The organism is Halobacillus litoralis, assembly GCF_009856445.1.
Classification (GTDB): Bacteria; Bacillota; Bacilli; order Bacillales; family Halobacillaceae; genus Halobacillus; species Halobacillus litoralis.
Map to the genome: position 1 here is coordinate 201,341 of NZ_WMFA01000004.1, position 18,749 is coordinate 220,089.

The window sequence follows — 18,749 nt, forward strand, 5'->3', positions numbered from 1 at the left end:
AAAATTACGAACCGCACGAAAAGAATAAAAGTTAGGAAGATACATATGAAAGGAAAAACATTCATCATCTCTCTGCTGATCATCGCCATCAGTTGGGGAGGAAATTTATGGTTCTACCATTCCAAGCAGCTGGAGGAACCAATATTTCTCGAACATTTTTACGATGGAGCCGGGATGTTCGAGCTCTATTACTTAACCAATAGAGATGACCCGTCACATATCGTCCGTGTAGAGTTTAGTGACGGAACAACGTTACATGCGGAAGCGGATCAGTATGCTTTTCGGAATGAGAACCCTGCCTACGGGCCGGATGTCCGCAGCAAATCCACGCATTATCTGCTGAAAGCGACTAGGTTTGATGAGCAGAGAATGAGAGAATTGGGCGTCGATCATGAAGGAAAAGCCACGATCCATTTTAATGGTGGTGAAACAATCGTCGCAGATATTGGCATGGTTGAAGCCGGTGAGTTGAGGAAGGGGAATGGACTATTCACTCAACAATCCAGTTCGAGTAGCAGTAACGGTCGTTCCTTCCGGTCATATTCAGTAAAAGAGGAGTTGGATATAGAATCTATATCCTCTCCGTTCCCTGAAGTCGACGATGGTCTCAAGATGAAATTATACGCACCATCGATTGGTTCAACGGGTACGCCCGACGGGGGAGGGCCCCGCACATACAAAAAAGAGCTGGATGAGGACTGGAGCGAAGTGGCAGGAATGCCTTTGGCAAAGATTGATTTTCCAATCAAAATGAAGTCCCAAGATCGAATCAGGCTGACGATGCAGGAAAAGAAAAATAACCTTCGTTCATACTCCTATGAAATAGAAGTAACAGGTACAACAAAAAACGGTGTGCCTTTCACGCAGCCTTTCCTCGTCTCCAATGATCCTCAGTTTACACCAGAACAGATGGAACTCCTGATCGAAAGGAGGGGAAGAGAGTGAATCCTTTTTATCGGATCTTCGGAGGTTTATTACTGGTCTTAATCGACATCCATCTCGGCCAAATTGAAATCTTGGCTGACTTTATCGGTTATCTCATGGTATTAAGTGCCTTGAATGGAATGGACGGCAACTTAAAAGGGATGAAGGGTGCGAGAACCACAGCCCTGGTCATCAGCATTCTTGCCATCCCGCTTGCTTTCATTGGTCAGCCTACAGGAACAACGATGGGTGTCAGTATCAGTACCGATCTTGTGACGATTTACCACCAGTTCACGACTATCGTTCATCTGATCCTTGCCTACTTCCTGTTTTATGTTTTCATGGATTGGTCGAGAAAAGAAGGCAAGGAAGAGCTGAGAAAGAGAACCCACAAACTATTCCGGTTTTATCTAGGGGCGCATATCCTCTATTTTGTACTCATCCCCTTTTCGATCAATATTCCTGAGAACGTGACGATTCCTTTGTTTATCTTAGGGCTGGGAGCGTTGCTCATCATGGAGATCGCTTTTCTGGTTTTGATAAGAACGTACCATAAAGAACATCAGAATATCGTCCCTATGTAAAAAAAGGCGCCTCATTATGAGGCGCCTTTTTTAGGCGGGCTGTTTTTCCAATTCCGGATCGGCTTCCGCTGCATCAATGAACAAAAAGATTGCTGTCAAAATGTGCATGACCATGCCGACGAAAGGAACCCAGCCGACGCAGGAGGTGACGATTCCGAGGATGCTTCCTCTCGTTTCCCGGCCTTTTTGCTGGGAAAGCACAAGGGTGATGATGTGAAGAATGAGCATGACGGCCAGGGGCGTCCACAATAATGTGATAACAAAAGATCCTCCGATCAAAGGGATACCTAAGAATGCTTCCAAAGAGGCGGTGACCCACATGAGAACACGTGCTGCTGACATACAAACACCTCCCATATATCCTTTTTCAATGTATTCAAAGAACCCATGTTTAGAACTTGGGACTATAGAAACAGGACAAACGTTTCTTTTTGGATCATTTTCTGAATATTTATTCACACTCAGGAAATCTATGGTATATTGTTTGTGAAAGCGTTTGCACTAACGATCGCGTATCGCTCTCGGAAACTCATATAAGGAGGATGAATAATTTGAGGATGAATAGACAATGGTGGAAAGTTGTCATCAGTGTTGTGCTCGTATTTTTGCTTGCGGTTCCGACTTCTTTTTCGCAGGTCACTTCGATGAAAACTTTTGCGGAAACTGATGAAACCGTTACCATTCATTACAAACGATTAGATGGAAATTATGAAGGGTGGGGCCTGCACCTATGGAACCAGGACGGTTCCAATCCTGCGATTGAACAAGGGACAGACTGGTCGGACCCTGTGGAGTTTACCAATGAAACCGACTATGGAGTATCCGTGGAGATTCCGGTCATTGATATAACGAACGGATTGAACTTCATCGTACATAAGGGGGACATGAAAGATACTCCGAACGACAGAAGTTTTCCAACAACGGGTGAAACGGAGTTCTGGCTAGTCCAAGGCAAGGAGGACGTTTATTTGGAAGAACCTGTGCTGACCACTTACGTCGAGTCTGCGAAAATCAAGGATGATATGCTCATTTCAGCAAAAATGAGTCAGGTGATCGAAAGTGCAGATCATTCAGACTTTGTTCTGAAAGGCGCGGATGGAGAAGAGGTCATGATTGAGTCTGTAGAGGCAGATGGACAAGATGTCCAGCTGCACACATCAGAAGCCCTTGATCTCACTCAAACGTACACCATCCAGTATGGAGAAGAAGTAACGAATGTGATCGTCGACTGGAAGCTGATGGATGAAAAGTTTGCTTATGATGGGGACGACCTTGGAGCGACGTTACATGACAACGGTACCGCTGAACTGAAGCTTTGGTCACCGATTGCGACGAATGTCTCTGTCGTTCTTTATGATAAAGAAGATCAGTACGAAGTCGTGAACGAGGACATCCAGATGGAAAAAGGGCACGATGGCGTCTGGTCTGTGACGCTCGATGAATCCAATACGGGAATCAAAGATCTGAACAGCTACTATTATCAATACAAAATCGAAGCTTATGGCGAAGAGAAGCTTGCTCTCGACCCATATGCGAAATCGATGGCGGCTTCGAACAATGAGGACAACGATGATGTCGGAAAAGCGGCGATCGTCGATCCTTCTGACATCGGTCCGAAACTTGATTTTGCTAAAATCAAAGGCTATGAAAAACGCGAAGATGCGATTATCTGGGAAGCACACGTCCGTGACTTCACATCTGACCCGAGCATCGAAGGGGAACTGAATTCCCAGTTCGGAACGTTCAATGCTTTTGTAGAAAAATTGGATTATGTAAAAGAGCTCGGTGTCACCCACATACAGCTGCTTCCTGTCATGAAGTATTATTTCGGGGATGAGTTCGACAGCAGCACGCGTGAGCGTGAGTATTCCGCTTCAGGGAACAATTACAACTGGGGCTATGATCCTCACAGCTATTTCGCTCTTTCCGGCATGTATTCGGAGCGTCCGGAGGATCCGGAAGAAAGAATCGAAGAGTTCAAGAATCTGATTGATGAAATCCACAAACGCAAGATGGGCGTCATTTTGGATGTCGTATACAACCACACGGCAAAAGTAAGCATCCTGGAAGACCTTGTCCCGAACTACTATCATTTCATGGATGAGGAAGGGAATGCCAAAGTCGGTTACGGCGGAGGAAAAGTGGGAACGACGCACGAAATGTCCCGCAAGCTTATGGTCGACTCCATCGAATATTGGGTCGATGAATTCAAAGTGGACGGGTTCCGCTTCGACCTGATGGGTGATTTGGATGCCGAAAGTGTTCAGGCGGCCTACGACGCAGCGGAAGCCTTGAATCCTAACATCCTGATGCTTGGAGAAGGCTGGAGAACGTATGCCGGCGATAACGATGGCGAAGGTGTTCAACCGGCCGACCAGGATTGGATGGATGAAACAGATGGAGTCGCTGTGTTCTCTGATGAAATCAGGAATGAACTGAAGTCCGGTTTCGGCAGTGAAGGCGAACCGCGTTTCATCACAGATGGCGCTCGTAATATCGATACCATTTTTAACAACATCAAAGGTCAGCCTGGAAATGTGATGGAAGATGATCCAGGCGATATCGTGCAGTACATCGCAGCCCACGACAATCTGACGCTTCATGATGTCATTGCCCAGTCGATTAAAAAGGACCCAGCGGAGCATGAAGAAGAAATCCAGAAACGGATCCGCCTTGGTAATTCTATGATTCTTACAAGTCAGGGCATCTCTTTCCTTCATGCCGGTCAGGAATATGGCCGCACGAAGCAGTGGAAAGCCGATGGTGTTCCTGAAGACAAGTGGACCTACATGGAAGATGAAAACGGGAATCCGTTCGAGGATCCTTACTTCATCCATGATTCCTATGATTCTACCGATGTGATCAACCAGTTCGACTGGCAGGCGGTGTCCGAGCCAAGCATCCAGCAGGAAACGATGGAATATACGAAAGGTCTGATCGAACTGAGACGCTGGACAGATGCTTTCCGCCTCGGTTCTGAGGAAGCGGTCGAAGAAAACGTAACCCTTTTGGATGCACCTGAAATTCAGGAGACGGACTTGATGCTCGCCTTTAAAGCTGTCGATCCTGGCAAGAAAGCAAAAGGAAGCTATTACGTATTCATCAACGCCGATGACGAAGAGCGTACGTTGACGCTTAGTGAGAACTTGAAGAAAGGAAAAGTACTCGTCGACAATGACGAAGCCGGACGTAAAAAAGTGAAAGATCCGTCCGGTTTCAAGCTCAGTAAAGATGGCATTACCATCGATCCATTGACGACGGTTGTGATTCATACGAAATAAAAAGAAACCAGCTTCCTCTTGGGGAGCTGGTTTTTTGATATGGCAAAGTGACTTTATGGAGCGCTAAAGTGCCCAAACGCACGACCAAAGTGACTTAACGGGAAGTCAAAGTGCCCTAACGCACCACGAAAGCGCCCTAACGCCAGCCTAAAGTGACTTAACGATCAAGAAGCGGACTTTTCCCTGTACCGAGCCGGCTTCTTTTTCGACTCATTCACTATGATGACTGATAAAAGGACGAGCGCGACGCCGGCATATTGGTAGACCGTCATCACTTCCGCATAAACGAAGTACCCGACAAGGGTCGCGACGACTGGTTCGATGGTGGCGACGATGGAGGCGCGGCTCGATTCCACATGCTGTAGCCCTTTCGTGTAAAGAAGAAAGGGCATAACCGTCGAGATGAGTCCAAGTCCTAAAATCAACAGCCAGACCCGCCCATCAGTAAGGACATCTGCATCGTTCCATAGACGGCTGAAAGGAACAACAGCGATCGTTGCAAAGACGAACGTGTAAAAGGTCACCGTCAAGGAAGGGTACTTTTTCAAAATGACCTTGCCAAAGATGCTGTAAAGCGCGTAAAACAAGCCGGAACCCAGTCCGAAAAGGAAGCCGGCGAGGGACAAGGAAGCTTCCAATTCCGGAAGCAACCCGATGACGAATGTACAACCGATAAACGTGGTGACAAGAGCCATCAGTTTTCTTCCTGTCCACGTTTCTTTGAAGAACATCCTCGAGAAGATGGTCACGAAAACAGGCGCTGTATAGAGGAGCACGAAAGCGATCGACATCGAAGTGGCTTCGATCGCGCTGAACAGACACCAGTTGAACAGGGCGATGCTGATGACCCCTGTGCCGAAGAAGTAGCTTGTATCCGCGGGCTTTATTTTCAAAAGTGCTGTATTGGAAACGAGGATATAACTGAATAGCATCACCATCGCAGAGGTCACTCGGAGAGCGACGACCTGGATGGGGGAGAGGCCATACTCGTACAATTCGTTCACAAACAGGCCGATGATCCCCCATAGGGATGCGCCGAGAAATATGAGGATAAACGCGCGGTTTCTCGTCACCTGGATCCCTCCTTCTTCCATGAATGTCCGTCTATTATACAAAAATTTAGAAAGGTTTGAATATAGCTGTTGCAAAAAAATAGAAATTCTTGTTTGATAGAGGATAAGGATGAAATCGAAACACAAGGGGATGGAACAATGAATCCAGTTATGAGAGATATTAAAACACACATCGAAACCGAACGGCTGATTCTGAAAATGCCGGAGCCAGGAGATGGAACAGCAGTCAATGCGGCGATCCAGAGATCTGTGAATGAACTGAAACCATGGCTCGGATTCGTCCAGGAGACGCCGACCGTCGAAGATACGGAATCAAACGCAAGAGAAGCGCACGCGAAGTTTTTGCTGCGACAGAACCTGAGGTATCTCGTTTTTCTAAAAGAGGATCGCACCTTCGTCGGTTCGACAGGTTTTCATCGAATGGACTGGGATGTCCCGAAGTTTGAACTAGGCTACTGGATGGATACCGCTCATAGTGGAAAAGGATACATGCGGGAAGCAGTGGAAGCTTTGACGGGATATGCGTTGAATGGTCTAGGCGGGGCACGGGTGGAAATCCGCTGTGAGTCGGAAAACAAAAGAAGCCGTGCCATCCCGGAGTCGCTCGGGTTTGAACTGGAAGGAACCCTTCGCAACGACGATCTCTCTGTCGATGGAAAACGTTTAACCGATACGTGTATCTATGCCAAAGTCCGTGAAAAAGGGGAGTGATCCCGTGTATGACATCACGATCATTGGTGCCGGCGTCAGCGGGGTATTCCTTGCTCACACGTTAGCTGAGGAACATCCGGATGTGAACATCCATGTGATCGATAAAGGAAAACCTCTGGTTGAACGAACGTGTGGATTGCAGCAGGAGAGCTGTATCTGTGATGGCTCTTGCGACCGCTACATAGGATTTGCCGGGTTGGGAAAATCGGAAGGGAAATTCAATTATACGAACGACTTTGGAGGACAACTGGGAAAGAAGATCGGGGAAGAGGCAACGCTCTCGCTCATGGAAGAAGTCGATGAGCTTTTATGTTCTTATGGTGGCGACCTTGTGGAAAAATACAGTACGAAAAATGAGAAACTCTCCGAAAAAGCCGCCCAGCACTCTTTACGGGTTTTCTCAACAGAAGTCCGCCACCTGGGAACGCAGCTCGCCCGAGGGGTTTTTCAAAGCATGTATGAGGTCATGGCTGAACGGATGACATTTACCTTCGAAGCGGATGTGACGGCGGTCACAAAAGAAAGCGGTCGATTTTCGATCGATACCAACCACGGGCGGTTCCAAAGCAGGAAAGTAGTGTTCGCCACAGGCATGAGCGGGGGAGAATGGCTGAAATTCATGACTCAGGATTTAGGGCTGAGAGCGGGCGAGACGCGGTTGGATCTCGGGATCCGGGTGGAGATGCGTGGCAATCAGCTTGATGCCATCCTTCAGGAAACGTTTGAAACGAAACTGCATTACATAAACGAACGCTTTTCAGCGACCACTTACTGCATGAATCCACGCGGGAGGATCATACGCAAGTATCAGCATGGTCTGGTGATGGCAGATGGTCAGAACCAGAACGAGGAGGAACCGAGTCAGAATTTGAATTTCACTCTTTTCGTTCCACGGTATTTTAAAAATCAAGACGAAGCCATGGCAGAAGCTCATCGTGTCATTGGTGGTATCAATCAAGGGCAGGGCAGGATTGTAGCACAGAAATTAGAGGATCTATTGGCAGGAAAACCGTCGATCCATCTTGAATCAGCGGTGATCCACCCTTCTTTGGAAGCAGAAGCAGGAGATCTCCAAAAAGAAGTTCCGCCTCTTTATATCGAAGCGCTTCTTGAGTTTTTCGAGGCATTGGAAGGGCTGCTGGGAGAGAAAATCGATTGTGACACCATCCTATATGGAATGGACAGCAAATTCTATGAAGCGAAGATCTTTACAGATGAGCATTTTGAAACGGAGCTGCAAGGTTTGTATTTGATCGGAGACTCCTCCGGGGAGACGCACTCCTTATCACAGGCGGCAGCGAGTGGCATTTACTTAGCTCGTTGTATGAAAGCTTAGCCTTTTACAAGGAGGCTAAGCTTTTTTCTACGGTTAGGATCGCTTCTTTCACTTGGTCTTGCGTTTGAATTCCCATCAGGTGTATCGATTCGCTGGGACGAGTGGAATAGTAGGAAATGGTTTCTATATCCTCCAGGGAATCTGCATCCAGCTCTTTGAGGGTGAGAGGGAGCCGCATGGATTTGTAAAAGGGAATCAGCTGCTCGATTTGATCGGTTTTCCCTTCAAGAGTCAGCTGGACAAGGATGCCGTAGGCTACTTTTTCTCCATGTAAAAACTTATGTGTTCCGGGCACTTTCGTCAGGCCGTTGTGGATGGAGTGCGCGCCGGATATACGACCGTAACCATCTCCAAAGCCCCCGACCATCCCTCCAGCCATGATGATCGTTTCAGTGACTCGTGTAAATGAGGACGTGCATTGAGCGTTTTCATTGGCTACTACAGCGTCTTTTCCTTCCTAGAATAGAACGTCTCTGCACAATTTTGCTGCGTGGAGAGCCATTTCCAAGGGGAGAGGCTTTTCTTTCATATGGCTCGTCAGGACATCGGCCTCATACCATTTGGCGATTGTATCTCCAATCCCTGCACGGAGATATTCTACAGGTGAGTTAGCGAGCATATCCGGATCGACGATGACCATGTATGTACTTCTTTTGTAAATGATATATTCAAGGAAATTCCCATCTTCATCGTAAAAAACGCTCAAAGGCGTCCATGCGGCACAGTTGGATACCAGGGTGGGAATCAGGATCACAGGCAGGTCCAGGTGAGCCCCGCATGCTTTCGCAAGGTCGAGGATTTTCCCTCCACCAACACCGATCAGGACATCTGTGGTTGTGATTTTCTCCGCGATCCTTTCCACTTCTTTATGTGTGCATTCCCCTTCATAGAGGATGGTTTCGACAGCAAATGGAAATGCAGGGATGTAAGGCTTGGCCATCTCCCACGAATCGCTCCCATGGATAATGGTCCCATGCGTGAACGTTTCATCCTTCACGAGGTCAGGTACTTTTTTCAAAAGGCCGGGTTCACACCGGTAATAAGTCGGCGCTCCTTGTACTTGGATTGTTTCCATTCAAAATTCCTCCCTCTAAGATATGACCATTATTATCCATACCTGAAAATGTCATGTCAACGGAGAAAAATTATAATTGAAAAAATTGAGAAAATTATTTACAAAACCTATCACTTGCGTTAAAGTGTTAAAACATAAACGAAATTCTTATCAAGAGTGATTGAGGGAAAAGGCCCGTAGAGATCACAGCAACCTTCCATTTGGAGTGGTGCTAATTCCTGCAGAATATTTTTATTCTGGGAGATAAGAGTTTAGCAGTCTTTCATGCGAAACTCTCTCCCTAAAGGGCGGGAGTTTTTTTGTAGGACTTGAATTTGTTAATGAAGGGGGAAGCCGATGATTTCATTGGAACAACTGAGCAAAGTCTATCAATCCAAGGAGAAAACCGTAATCGGAGTCGATGACGTCTCATTGGACATTAAGAAAGGTGAGATTTTCGGAGTTGTCGGGTACAGCGGGGCTGGTAAAAGTACGCTGCTGCGATGCATGAACATTCTGGAACGCCCGACAAAAGGAAAGGTCATGGTGGATGGAATCGATCTCATGACATTGAATCCTAAAGACCTGAGGAAGGCGAGACAATCCATCGGGATGATCTTTCAGGGTTTCCACCTGGCGATGGCGAAAACCGTTTTGGAAAATGTCGCCTTCGCTTTAAAGGCTTCAGGCGTCAATCGCCAGGAAAGAAAAAGGAGGGCCAAGGAGCTCTTGGACCTTGTCGGGCTGTTAGATAAAGCGGGTGCGTATCCCGCCCAGTTAAGTGGAGGTCAAAAACAGAGAGTGAGCATTGCGAGAGCGCTCGCCAATGACCCGAAGGTGCTTTTATGTGATGAAGCCACTTCTGCTCTGGATCCGAACACGACACAATCCATACTGAAGTTGTTAAGAAAGATCAACCGCAAACTTGGACTCACGATTGTCCTCATTACCCATGAAATGGAAGTCGTGAAAGAAATCTGTGATCGCTGTGCTGTGATGGAGGACGGGAAAATCGTAGAACAGGGGTCTACGTACGAAATTTTTGCAGCCCCTGAAAACGAACTGACGAAACGCTTCATTCAAACGGTGATCGACTTCCGTATTCCTGAAAAGATTCTCTCCGAAAGAAAAGGGACCATCGTACATATGACGTTCAAAGGGGACTCCGCGAACGAATCAATTGTGTCAGACCTCTTGCAAGGATTTAAAGTACGGGCCAATATTCTCCACGGGAAAATCGACTACATCCAGGACCAGGCGCTCGGAAACTTCGTCATGGAATTGACTGGAGAACAGAAAGTTGTTAAACAGGCGATCGATGATTTGAAAGGGAAACTTGGAGAAGTGGAGGTGCTGCAAGATGATCGAACAGCTGATCAATCTCTGGCCAGAGCTGAATAAATCATTCCTGGAAACACTGATCATGGTAGGTATCGGACTCCTCGTCGCTTTAATTGCAGGGCTTCCGCTTGGATTGCTCTTGTTTGTAACAGACCGTGATTTATTTTTGGAGAATCGAACCATCAAAAGCATCGTCGGCGTTGTCGTGAACCTGATCCGTTCGGTTCCGTTCATCATTTTACTCGTCTTTCTGTTTCCTTTTACCAACTTCCTGATTGGGACAACGACAGGGCCGGTCGCTGCATCCGTAGCTCTTTCTGTAGCTGCGATCCCTTTTTACGCAAGGATTGTGGAATCATCGGCGCGTGATATTGACAAAGGGGTGATCGAGGCGGCCATCGCCTGCGGGGCTTCCCCTTGGTTGATCATCAAAGATATCATCTTCCCGGAAATCAAACCCGGACTGATCAGCGGATTGACCATCACTGCCATCAGTTTGATTGGGTACTCGGCCATGGCAGGGGCCATCGGGGGCGGTGGAATTGGAGACCTGGCGATTCGGTATGGTTACTACCGCTACGATAACTTCGTCATGTTTACAACTGTCATCCTGCTTATTGTTCTTGTTCAAATCGTACAGTACACAGGCGATTACATTGCCAAAACGGTAAAAAAGAATTAAAGAAAATTTAGGAGGTACCATCATGAAAAAACTCATTTTGTTAGGTGTCACATTATTATCCATTGCCTTTCTAGCTGCGTGCGGAGAGGAAGAAGAAAGTGCGGACGCTTCTGGAAAAGATACGATCCGATTCGGCGCTACGGCTGGACCGTACAGCGACATGGTCACGAAAGCGATTGCTCCTTTGTTGGAAGAAAAGGGATACGAGGTGACGAACAAAGAATTCACAGACTATGTTCAACCAAACAAAGCCCTTGCCAATGGAGATTTGGACGCCAACCTTTTTCAGCATAAAATTTACTTAGAGTCGTTCGCCAAGGAAAACAATTTAGATCTATCCGAAGTCATCATTGTACCGACGGCTCCAATGGGGATTTACTCCAATACATACGAGGATATCAAGAGTATTGAAAAGGGAAGCACGATGGGCGTACCGAACGATCCAACGAATCTTGCCCGTGCCTTGATTGTGCTTGAAGATGAAGGCCTTGTTGAGGTCGATGACAGTGTCGATCCTCTACGTGCATCATTGAACGACATCACGAAGAATAAGAAAGACATTCAGTTTGTCGAAGTTGAAGCAGGGCAATTGCCTCGACTCGTTGATAGCGAAGATTTGTCCATGGTTCCAGGGAACTATGCTTTGGCTGCCGGAATGGATCTTCTGAATGCACTAGCCTTGGAAGACATGCCTGATGATTACCGCAACCGCGTTGCGGTGAAGACGGAAGATCTCGACGCACAATTTGTGAAAGATATTAAAGAAGTAGTGGAGTCAGAGGAGTTTGAAAAAATCATCGATGAAGAATTTAAAGGCTTCGGAAAACCACAGTGGATGAAAGAATAAAAAGGAAGGCTGACGTTCACTCGTCAGCCTCTTTTTTATATAGTCCCAGGCAACCATACGTGTTGTTTGGAACAGGTCAACATTACTTCAATCATTGGAGAGTACGTTCATTAAAAAGACCCGCCTGGATCTTTATGATTCAGGCGGGTCTCACGATGCTGATAATTTAAAATTTAATCCAGCCAGGTATTTTGCCTGATTTAAAAAGGATTGGTCGCCCACTGAAGCGACTGTTTGATGAAAATTCGAGGATGTAATTTCAATTGAGAGACCATGTACTCAGCAAGGTCCTCAGGCTGCATATACTTCTCTTTATCCTGTCCTTCCATGTCCTCGCCTAAAGCGAGTTCTGTCGCGACAAGACTCGGGTTTAAGGTGAAAACGCGGATATTATCTCTTCTTACTTCCTGCATGAGCGCTTCCATCATGCCTTGAAGAGCGAACTTCGATCCACTGTAAGCCGTAGAACCGGCCGTCCCTTTAAGCCCACTGCTTGAAGAAATATTGATAATATCCCCTTGGTTTTTCTCCTTCATCATTGGCAGGACCGCTCTCGTGACATGGTATGTACCATAAACGTTCACCTCAAACGTCCGTTTCCATTCTTCCGGCTCGAGTTCAAGGAACTTCCCGTAAACACCGATTCCGGCATTGTTGATGAGAATGTCCGCTTCACCAAGTTCTTCTTTTAACTGCTTGACCGCTTTTTCAACTTGTTCGAGATCGGAAATATCAACAGCTGCGACAGCCGCTTGGACCCCGTATGAACGTACTTCCTCAGCCACCTCTTCCAGACGGCTTTCTGTCCGAGCCATCAGCCCTACATGAACACCCTCTTTAGCCAGCTGCAAAGCTGTAGCCTTTCCGATGCCGCGACCTGCACCGGTAACATAAGCGATTTTTCCTGTGATTTCTTGTGCCATGATTCTCACTCCTTTACCTATTCTTTATTCAAGTCTACGAGTTTCCTTTTTTGAAAGCAAAAGATAGCATCTACCTTTGGGAAGAATCCTTTGATAGACTAGGAGAGGGAAGAGGGATTTTATGGAAACTCTGGAGCTTTTGAGACCAGCCTTTTTATTATTAGTGATGGCCTCCGTACTGCTTACTCTATTTATCATGTTTCAAAAGGAAGAGAAGGTGAATGGATGGACACTCTTCTTCATTACATCGATGAGCTTAATTATCGGCAGCGTCTGCCTGTACAGCAGCGGTTTTATCGTGGATGAGTTCGGAATGAGTGGCGATCCTGTTTCCTTTTATCTATACATCGCTTTATTCCCTGTAAGTCTATTGACTGTTTTGGTGTACACTTTTAAACCAAATCATAGGGTAGAAGCCTGAGATAGAGCACTTAATAAAGGGAGCTAACCAGCGGTATTCATGAAAAATGGTTTTGAACATATGGTTAAATATTCCAACTATTAAAAATGAGGGAATCATTTTGAGGATAAATATGAAAATTACAACTGTCATTTCAACAATAATTATGTTGTTCCTTATAATAGGATGTGAACAGGAAACAATGGATTTTTATGAGAGTACAGACGGTATTGACCTCTCTGGTGAAAATATCGATTCTATATCCATACATTCATCTGAGAACGATGTATTAAACACTTTTGGAAAACCAATGGAAGTCGAGGAAATAGAAGATCCAAAATCAAAATATTTAAGTTACGATGGGGTGGAGTTTGGGTTTGCCGATGACAGGGTTATGCGATTATTCATTCGAAGAACACACGAAAACTCCAAAATCTATGAAACTGCCGAAGAAATTAAAGTCGGGGATACAAAAGAACAGGTAATTAGAGAATACGGTGAGAACTATTACGAAAGGGTTGAAAGTGGCTTGGATACCCTTGGATATTTTGATAAAGACAATAGGATAAATATAGAGTTTGGGTTTAATGAAAAAGAAGTGATCGCTGTTATTATTAAGGAAATTGGTTGGAAGGAAGATCATTAAGCGAATAATTAGTGAAAACTGGTTCAATATATCTCTGGATTATCTCCATAGTGAGTCTTATAGCATCATGCACCGTCAGTGACTAGCCCGTAAGAGGGGTTAACGAGAAGGTATTTTGAAAGAAAAATAGAAATACTATGTAAGCCACTCATAAGGAGGAGAAGTAATGGAATTAGGAGCATTTTCTGTTAGTTTAAATGTGAAAGACATTCATCGATCTAAAGAATTTTACGAAAACCTTGGGTTTGCAGCCACTGGAGGAAATATTGATCAGAATTGGCTGATCATGAAAAATGACGATAAGGTGATCGGGTTGTTTCAGGGCATGTTTGAGAAAAACATTCTGACTTTCAACCCAGGGTGGAATAATAATGCTGAAGAGTTGAAAGGTTTTACAGATGTCCGTGATTTGCAAAAAGAACTAAAAGAAAAGGGAGTAGAACTGATTGAAGAAACTGATGAATCTACAAAAGGGCCTGCCCATATTACATTAGAAGACCCGGATGGCAACCCAATTTTAATTGATCAACATCGATCATAATAAGAGGCTATGGAAGTGGAAGATTTGTGATAAGAGTGGAAATGGAAACTTGAAGGTAGCCAAAGTATATGGGGACTTTTTAACGTTTACATACATATCACTCGAAACAGAATTTGTTATAGCGGCGAATTCTGCTTCCACATCTTTTTCATTAGCATACTCCTTTTCTTTTTTATTTTAACCCAAAAATGATCTTGATTACTTAATAGGTAATTCAACGTCAATGTTAATGAATTCATTTAACTAACGAGTGTTTAGTGTGTAACCTGCTTCAAGATATCTCGGGATCAAGTCTTACAGGCTAGGAGGCAATTCTAAATTAATGGAATGGCCTCTTTTTTTATGTTTGGTCATGATTATAGAAGTCTCAGCTTCGATTTAAAGCTATTTTTGAAACCATAATCGTTTTATCTCGTAAATAGAGAGTATAACTTTTGGATATTATAATTTGCCACATCAATAAGAGGTGTAAGTCATGATCAAATTTTTTATTGAACCATTGAAGCAATCATGGATTGAATGTAAGGATTGTTGGCATAGAAGTAAAGAGGAGAATAAAAAGGCCAAAGAGAAACTCATTGGGCTTATTTACTTTAACACAATTTTCATCATAGGCTATAGTTTAGCTCTTTGTGCAGGCCTGTATGCGTTAATTGGAGGAATAGTGATTCATCCATATGGTTTTCTAGCCTTAGCATCCGTTCTGCCATTTCTTATCATCGCTGTATTTTTTAGAATGAAATATTATCCTAAATTTAAAGAGTATTATCTTAAAGATGTTACATAATGTAAACTAGCGCTGTTGTGTTGGCTGAAATCATAGGGGTGCAGTGAATTTTTATAGGAATTATGGTTTTTAAAATATCAAGTTTAGTATGAAAGCAGCGTATAGTTAAATATTCTTAATAGAGTCCTTCCGAATTCCCAACTATATATTTCATAAAGAAAATAGTGGAGGTATCATTTAGCCGATGAGTAATATCCATATTAAAGACATAGATCATGCTAATGAATACAAAGTTAGAAATATAAAATTAAAATTTGGGCAAGAAAAATTTATAGAAACTGTAGATGAATGTTTAGAGGAAGCCGGTACTTACCATCAATGGCATCCAGTAGCTATATATTTTGAGGAAGACATTATTGGATTTGCTATGTACGGTTCTTTTGGTCCCAATAAAGAAACTTGGCTTGACAGGATCATGATAGATAAAAGGGCTCAAGGCAAGGGTTACGGTAAGAGGGCGATCATTATGCTGATTGATATAATTTCTAAAGAATATGGGGTGAACGTTATATATTTAAGTATCACAGAGGACAATAAAAAAGCTTTTCATCTATATACTAGTATTGGATTCGAGTATATGAATGAGAGAGACCCGAATAATGGAGAATTATTATTTAAGTACACCTTGAAAACGAAATCTTCATGAACCATTTGTCTAATAATAGCTGGCTTTAGTCTCTAATTGCCCATAATATCGAGTCTTCAAAAACGATGGCTATTGTTCAATAAAGCTTTAGATCATCAATTACATAAGTCTGAAATATATAGAGGTATGGAGCTATTAGATTGATAGAACAAAATCTTGAATAAAATGGATGAACTTAGAGGTTGGGCAGTAACGACCTAAGGAGTGGAGTATGGTTATGAAAAAAACTCTGATATTATTTGCAGGCTTGTTTTTGATTTCGGTAGTGGCAGGATGTTTTGGTGAAGATTATGATGTTGGAGTTCCAACGGCTCATTTACATATAGATGCTCACGTGCTTAGTCAATCTGTACAATTAACAGAAGCGAATATCCATTGGTATTCATCAAGCGGGAAAGTAGAAGATACCATAGAAGATATCGAAGAATATGCACAATCACAAGATGAAATAAAGATATTCCCAGGGCAGGACGCTTCTTTAGATTTTAAAGAGAATAAAGAAAATGGCGGAGATATTTGGTCGGCCCCAACGATCTCAGCTGTTCTATGGAAAAATGGAGAAAAAACCGAAATCGAGATGAATGAGCAAAGAGAATTTCAGTTTCCGACTAAAGAAGGGAATTATGTTTTTGAAGCTTCATTTAAAGATGGAAGTAACGCGGCCCAGTACGTAGGGAATATTGTTATTAAAGATGATACACAGACTTCCCGTTAAGTTATCAAGAATTAGGGGAATTAAAAGAGTAAGTAATAGAGCCGGCTGAATGCGGGCTCTATTATTCGTGATAAGCCTAGCACCGGACGTTTTGCTCAAAAAATGAATTAGTTAAATGGTTAATTATGTTAAACTTACCCCAGTGGTCCTGTCATTGATTAAATAATGGAGAAGTAAACATATGTAATTGCGCAGGCAGTGCCACTAAGTGCAAAGACGTTTTTTAATGAAACCATCCGTTCTAGTAAAATGGACGATTAAAAGGAGAGGTTATATGGTAACTGTCCTTAAAATCATAGGAATCCCGCTCTATATTTATGGAGTGAGTTTGTTGGTCTATCCGCTCTTTGATATGGATGTAGATGGATTAGGACAGATCGTATTAGTGATTCCTGTTACTTTAATCGCGTATTGGCAAGTTTTCTTTGCAAGGAACAATGAAAAATAGTGATTCCTGGTTTTGATTCTCAGGTGTCGCTGCTACAAGATAGCGAGCTAAAACTGCTTAGTAAGTTTACATGATGCAAAGTGACCATGTATTTAATGGAACCAAAGAGTGGGTGGGGAGGTACCTATGAAAAAAATTTTGATCCTTTCCTTCTTTTTGCTTGTATTCTTCTCAGGATGTAATAAAGAAGAGCAAGACTTTTCCGGTGAACCCACCATAGAGGGCTATTTAATTAGAGTGGAAGATAAGGAAATATTAGTGGTTCATGGGATTACAAAGGAACAGGCTGTTCATCAGACCTGGAATGACCTTTCAAAAGATAAGCATTACGAAGCTCACGAATTTCATATCGATCGCTTTTTTGAGTCATTCTCAGATTTTCAAAAAGGAGATAAAGTCAAAGTATGGGGCGAGGGTGGAGCTAATGAATCGTATCCCGCTCAGTCCAGTTTAGGTAAGATTGAACGTGTAAAATGAAACCTTTCCAATCGAGCTATTACTTTTCCATGTGGTGTAGAAAGGTGCAATGAAGCGAGGTGGTATGATTAGAAAATCAAACGTCATGCAAAGAAAGAACTCTCTCCTGCTCCTATTTGGATTGGGCATCTCTACATTAGGAGACTTTATTTACCTTGTAGCCATAAATGTTTTAGTGTTAAAGCTTACTGGCTCAGCCGCTGCCGTCGCCGGTTTATGGATGATGGGACCGATCGCTTCCTTACTGACTAAATTCTGGTCTGGAAGTCTAATTGACCGGCTGAACATCCGAAGGATTATGATTGGAACCGATATTCTCCGGGCGGCCCTGGTAGCTACGATTCCTTTCTTCTCTTCCGTCTTGCCGATCTACATATGTCTGTTATTCTTATCTGTTTCTAAAGCGTTTTTTGAGCCTGCCGCCCTTACTTACATCACCCATGCTGTTCCTGAAGAAGACAGAAAACAATTCAATTCTTTTAGAAGTTTGATTACTTCCAGTGCTTTCTTAGTCGGTCCGGCTATTTCCGGAGCCTTACTCCTCATTACTTCTGTTGACATCTCCATATGGCTGAACGCTGTTTCGTTCGTTGTTTCAGCTATTCTGGTGTATTTCTTACCCGACGTAAATGCCAGCACCAATCAAACAGCGCAAAAGATTAGTTTCCAAATGCTTAAAAATGACTGGGGTGAAGTGTTTAAATACAGTCACAATCACCGATTCATTGTAAAAGTGTACTTCCTGGCGCAGTTTTTTATGATCATCGCCCTTGGTATGGATGCCCAGGAAGTTGTTTTTACCCAACAGGAATTAGGTTTATCTGAAACAGATTACGGTTTGCTTATAAGTCTCACAGGAGTCGGTTCTATTTTAGGGGCGGCTGTGGTTTCCTCCCTTGCTAAAAGAATATCCATAAAGGCTTTAATGATCAGTGGCTATTTGATGGTTTCGATCGGCTATCTCGTTTATGCTTTTTCCTTTTCCTTTGTGACAGTAGCCCTGGGGTTCATGGTCTTAGGTTTTTTCAATTCCTTTTCAGGGACTGGATTTATGACATTTTACCAGAACAACGTACCCGTAGGGATGATGGGCAGAATCTCAAGTATATTCGGGATTTTCCAAAGCTTACTACAGATTCTTTTTATTCTTCTAATTGGTTTCACAGGGGAGATCATTCCCATTAGGTACAGCATTATTGGTGCCTCGACATTAATGCTGTTCGTAAGCATGTGGCAGATCAAGCTCGTTCTTATGCCAGACAAATCGGATTACTTTGAAGATCGATCCGTACTTAAAAATACGTCTTGAAATCGTTAGCTGAACAGGGAGTAT

The 18,749-nt window shown here is 43.8% G+C and carries 22 protein-coding genes and 1 riboswitch; of the genes, 17 read left to right on the forward strand and 5 right to left on the reverse strand.

Translation table 11 applies throughout. The annotated features are described in order from the left end of the window. Positions 1 to 45: 45 nt before the first annotated feature. The gene (locus GLW00_RS13005; protein WP_160914720.1) at positions 46 to 945 is read left to right on the forward strand and encodes a hypothetical protein; all 900 of its coding nucleotides are present in this window, start codon (positions 46 to 48) and stop codon (positions 943 to 945) included. Continuing rightward, positions 942 to 1,508: a hypothetical protein gene (locus tag GLW00_RS13010; RefSeq protein ID WP_160914722.1), complete on the forward strand. Its 567-nt coding sequence runs from the start codon at positions 942 to 944 to the stop codon at positions 1,506 to 1,508. The genes GLW00_RS13005 and GLW00_RS13010 overlap by 4 nt, the downstream gene beginning before the upstream one ends. A gap of 30 nt (positions 1,509 to 1,538) precedes the next feature. Here GLW00_RS13010 and GLW00_RS13015 read toward each other — a convergent pair whose 3' ends face one another. Beyond that, on the reverse strand, positions 1,539 to 1,850 hold the full coding sequence (locus tag GLW00_RS13015; protein ID WP_160914724.1) for a hypothetical protein: 312 nt from the start codon (positions 1,848 to 1,850) through the stop codon (positions 1,539 to 1,541). 215 nt (positions 1,851 to 2,065) lie between these two features. Here GLW00_RS13015 and GLW00_RS13020 point away from each other — a divergent pair, with 215 nt between their 5' ends. Then, positions 2,066 to 4,789, forward strand: coding sequence for a pullulanase (locus GLW00_RS13020; RefSeq protein WP_160914860.1), 2,724 nt, complete (start codon positions 2,066 to 2,068; stop codon positions 4,787 to 4,789). A 164-nt stretch (positions 4,790 to 4,953) separates the two neighbouring features. Here GLW00_RS13020 and GLW00_RS13025 read toward each other — a convergent pair whose 3' ends face one another. Then, positions 4,954 to 5,862 (reverse strand): DMT family transporter, encoded by a 909-nt coding sequence (locus GLW00_RS13025; RefSeq protein ID WP_335808478.1) that lies wholly within the window; start codon positions 5,860 to 5,862, stop codon positions 4,954 to 4,956. Positions 5,863 to 6,000: 138 nt separating this feature from the next. Between GLW00_RS13025 and GLW00_RS13030 the strand changes: the two genes are divergently transcribed. Together GLW00_RS13030 and GLW00_RS13035 are read left to right on the forward strand one after the other, a co-directional pair. Next, positions 6,001 to 6,573, forward strand: coding sequence for a GNAT family N-acetyltransferase (locus GLW00_RS13030; protein ID WP_160914728.1), 573 nt, complete (start codon positions 6,001 to 6,003; stop codon positions 6,571 to 6,573). 4 nt (positions 6,574 to 6,577) lie between these two features. Continuing rightward, complete coding sequence (locus GLW00_RS13035) at positions 6,578 to 7,909, forward strand: FAD-binding oxidoreductase/lyase (protein WP_160914730.1); 1,332 nt, start codon at positions 6,578 to 6,580, stop codon at positions 7,907 to 7,909. A gap of 4 nt (positions 7,910 to 7,913) precedes the next feature. Here GLW00_RS13035 and GLW00_RS20965 read toward each other — a convergent pair whose 3' ends face one another. Both GLW00_RS20965 and GLW00_RS20970 read right to left on the reverse strand, forming a co-directional pair. Next, entirely contained in the window at positions 7,914 to 8,276 is a 363-nt protein-coding gene (locus GLW00_RS20965) for a dehydroquinate synthase/iron-containing alcohol dehydrogenase family protein (protein WP_439108895.1), read from the reverse strand. A 90-nt stretch (positions 8,277 to 8,366) separates the two neighbouring features. After that, positions 8,367 to 8,984 (reverse strand): iron-containing alcohol dehydrogenase family protein, encoded by a 618-nt coding sequence (locus GLW00_RS20970; protein WP_439108896.1) that lies wholly within the window; start codon positions 8,982 to 8,984, stop codon positions 8,367 to 8,369. A gap of 144 nt (positions 8,985 to 9,128) precedes the next feature. Beyond that, positions 9,129 to 9,234: riboswitch (SAM riboswitch) on the forward strand. A gap of 86 nt (positions 9,235 to 9,320) precedes the next feature. On the opposite strand from GLW00_RS20970, the gene GLW00_RS13045 reads away from it, so the two are divergent. Genes GLW00_RS13045 through GLW00_RS13055 form a run of 3 tightly spaced genes read left to right on the forward strand, consistent with a single transcriptional unit; the run spans position 9,321 to position 11,833 of the window. Next, the gene (locus tag GLW00_RS13045) at positions 9,321 to 10,364 is read left to right on the forward strand and encodes a methionine ABC transporter ATP-binding protein (protein WP_160914732.1); all 1,044 of its coding nucleotides are present in this window, start codon (positions 9,321 to 9,323) and stop codon (positions 10,362 to 10,364) included. Continuing rightward, positions 10,324 to 10,986, forward strand: a complete 663-nt coding sequence (locus GLW00_RS13050; protein ID WP_160914734.1) for a methionine ABC transporter permease — start codon at positions 10,324 to 10,326, stop codon at positions 10,984 to 10,986. Before GLW00_RS13045 ends, GLW00_RS13050 begins: the two co-directional genes overlap by 41 nt. A 22-nt stretch (positions 10,987 to 11,008) precedes the next feature. Next, positions 11,009 to 11,833: a MetQ/NlpA family ABC transporter substrate-binding protein gene (locus GLW00_RS13055; RefSeq protein ID WP_160914736.1), complete on the forward strand. Its 825-nt coding sequence runs from the start codon at positions 11,009 to 11,011 to the stop codon at positions 11,831 to 11,833. Between the two features lie 200 nt (positions 11,834 to 12,033). Here the strand turns inward: GLW00_RS13055 and GLW00_RS13060 are convergent, their stop codons facing one another. After that, the gene (locus GLW00_RS13060; protein ID WP_160914738.1) at positions 12,034 to 12,756 is read right to left on the reverse strand and encodes a 3-ketoacyl-ACP reductase; all 723 of its coding nucleotides are present in this window, start codon (positions 12,754 to 12,756) and stop codon (positions 12,034 to 12,036) included. Between the two features lie 121 nt (positions 12,757 to 12,877). Here GLW00_RS13060 and GLW00_RS13065 point away from each other — a divergent pair, with 121 nt between their 5' ends. From GLW00_RS13065 to GLW00_RS13105, 9 genes are all read left to right on the forward strand, one after another. Continuing rightward, positions 12,878 to 13,177 carry a hypothetical protein gene (locus tag GLW00_RS13065; protein ID WP_160914740.1) on the forward strand — a complete coding sequence of 100 codons (300 nt, stop codon included), beginning with the start codon at positions 12,878 to 12,880 and terminating at the stop codon, positions 13,175 to 13,177. 112 nt (positions 13,178 to 13,289) lie between these two features. Next, positions 13,290 to 13,802, forward strand: coding sequence for a hypothetical protein (locus GLW00_RS13070; protein ID WP_160914741.1), 513 nt, complete (start codon positions 13,290 to 13,292; stop codon positions 13,800 to 13,802). Between the two features lie 166 nt (positions 13,803 to 13,968). Beyond that, positions 13,969 to 14,343 carry a VOC family protein gene (locus GLW00_RS13075; protein ID WP_160914743.1) on the forward strand — a complete coding sequence of 125 codons (375 nt, stop codon included), beginning with the start codon at positions 13,969 to 13,971 and terminating at the stop codon, positions 14,341 to 14,343. 475 nt (positions 14,344 to 14,818) lie between these two features. Continuing rightward, complete coding sequence (locus GLW00_RS13080; RefSeq protein WP_160914745.1) at positions 14,819 to 15,130, forward strand: hypothetical protein; 312 nt, start codon at positions 14,819 to 14,821, stop codon at positions 15,128 to 15,130. Positions 15,131 to 15,314: 184 nt separating this feature from the next. Beyond that, complete coding sequence (locus tag GLW00_RS13085; protein ID WP_160914747.1) at positions 15,315 to 15,776, forward strand: GNAT family N-acetyltransferase; 462 nt, start codon at positions 15,315 to 15,317, stop codon at positions 15,774 to 15,776. Positions 15,777 to 15,987: 211 nt separating this feature from the next. Next, entirely contained in the window at positions 15,988 to 16,491 is a 504-nt protein-coding gene (locus GLW00_RS13090; RefSeq protein WP_237417511.1) for a hypothetical protein, read from the forward strand. A 274-nt stretch (positions 16,492 to 16,765) separates the two neighbouring features. Further along, positions 16,766 to 16,939, forward strand: coding sequence for a hypothetical protein (locus GLW00_RS13095; RefSeq protein WP_160914749.1), 174 nt, complete (start codon positions 16,766 to 16,768; stop codon positions 16,937 to 16,939). A gap of 126 nt (positions 16,940 to 17,065) precedes the next feature. Next, positions 17,066 to 17,416: a YobA family protein gene (locus GLW00_RS13100; RefSeq protein ID WP_160914750.1), complete on the forward strand. Its 351-nt coding sequence runs from the start codon at positions 17,066 to 17,068 to the stop codon at positions 17,414 to 17,416. Between the two features lie 64 nt (positions 17,417 to 17,480). Then, positions 17,481 to 18,725: an MFS transporter gene (locus GLW00_RS13105; protein ID WP_160914752.1), complete on the forward strand. Its 1,245-nt coding sequence runs from the start codon at positions 17,481 to 17,483 to the stop codon at positions 18,723 to 18,725. Positions 18,726 to 18,749: the final 24 nt, after the last annotated feature.

Excerpts from the sequence above, each read along its gene's own strand:
- GLW00_RS13045 (WP_160914732.1), top strand. The coding sequence starts at position 9,321 with ATGATTTCATTGGAACAACTGAGCAAAGTCTATCAATCCAAGGAGAAA.
- GLW00_RS13020 (WP_160914860.1), top strand. The coding sequence starts at position 2,066 with ATGAATAGACAATGGTGGAAAGTTGTCATCAGTGTTGTGCTCGTATTT.
- GLW00_RS13050 (WP_160914734.1), top strand. The coding sequence starts at position 10,324 with ATGATCGAACAGCTGATCAATCTCTGGCCAGAGCTGAATAAATCATTC.
- GLW00_RS13015 (WP_160914724.1), bottom strand. The coding sequence starts at position 1,850 with ATGTCAGCAGCACGTGTTCTCATGTGGGTCACCGCCTCTTTGGAAGCA.
- GLW00_RS20970 (WP_439108896.1), bottom strand. The coding sequence starts at position 8,984 with ATGGAAACAATCCAAGTACAAGGAGCGCCGACTTATTACCGGTGTGAA.
- GLW00_RS13065 (WP_160914740.1), top strand. The coding sequence starts at position 12,878 with ATGGAAACTCTGGAGCTTTTGAGACCAGCCTTTTTATTATTAGTGATG.
- GLW00_RS13055 (WP_160914736.1), top strand. The coding sequence starts at position 11,009 with ATGAAAAAACTCATTTTGTTAGGTGTCACATTATTATCCATTGCCTTT.
- GLW00_RS13005 (WP_160914720.1), top strand. The coding sequence starts at position 46 with ATGAAAGGAAAAACATTCATCATCTCTCTGCTGATCATCGCCATCAGT.
- GLW00_RS13070 (WP_160914741.1), top strand. The coding sequence starts at position 13,290 with ATGAAAATTACAACTGTCATTTCAACAATAATTATGTTGTTCCTTATA.
- GLW00_RS13030 (WP_160914728.1), top strand. The coding sequence starts at position 6,001 with ATGAATCCAGTTATGAGAGATATTAAAACACACATCGAAACCGAACGG.
- GLW00_RS13100 (WP_160914750.1), top strand. The coding sequence starts at position 17,066 with ATGAAAAAAATTTTGATCCTTTCCTTCTTTTTGCTTGTATTCTTCTCA.
- GLW00_RS13060 (WP_160914738.1), bottom strand. The coding sequence starts at position 12,756 with ATGGCACAAGAAATCACAGGAAAAATCGCTTATGTTACCGGTGCAGGT.
- GLW00_RS13075 (WP_160914743.1), top strand. The coding sequence starts at position 13,969 with ATGGAATTAGGAGCATTTTCTGTTAGTTTAAATGTGAAAGACATTCAT.
- GLW00_RS13090 (WP_237417511.1), top strand. The coding sequence starts at position 15,988 with ATGGTTATGAAAAAAACTCTGATATTATTTGCAGGCTTGTTTTTGATT.
- GLW00_RS13095 (WP_160914749.1), top strand. The coding sequence starts at position 16,766 with ATGGTAACTGTCCTTAAAATCATAGGAATCCCGCTCTATATTTATGGA.
- GLW00_RS13085 (WP_160914747.1), top strand. The coding sequence starts at position 15,315 with ATGAGTAATATCCATATTAAAGACATAGATCATGCTAATGAATACAAA.
- GLW00_RS13080 (WP_160914745.1), top strand. The coding sequence starts at position 14,819 with ATGATCAAATTTTTTATTGAACCATTGAAGCAATCATGGATTGAATGT.
- GLW00_RS20965 (WP_439108895.1), bottom strand. The coding sequence starts at position 8,276 with ATGGTCGGGGGCTTTGGAGATGGTTACGGTCGTATATCCGGCGCGCAC.
- GLW00_RS13105 (WP_160914752.1), top strand. The coding sequence starts at position 17,481 with ATGATTAGAAAATCAAACGTCATGCAAAGAAAGAACTCTCTCCTGCTC.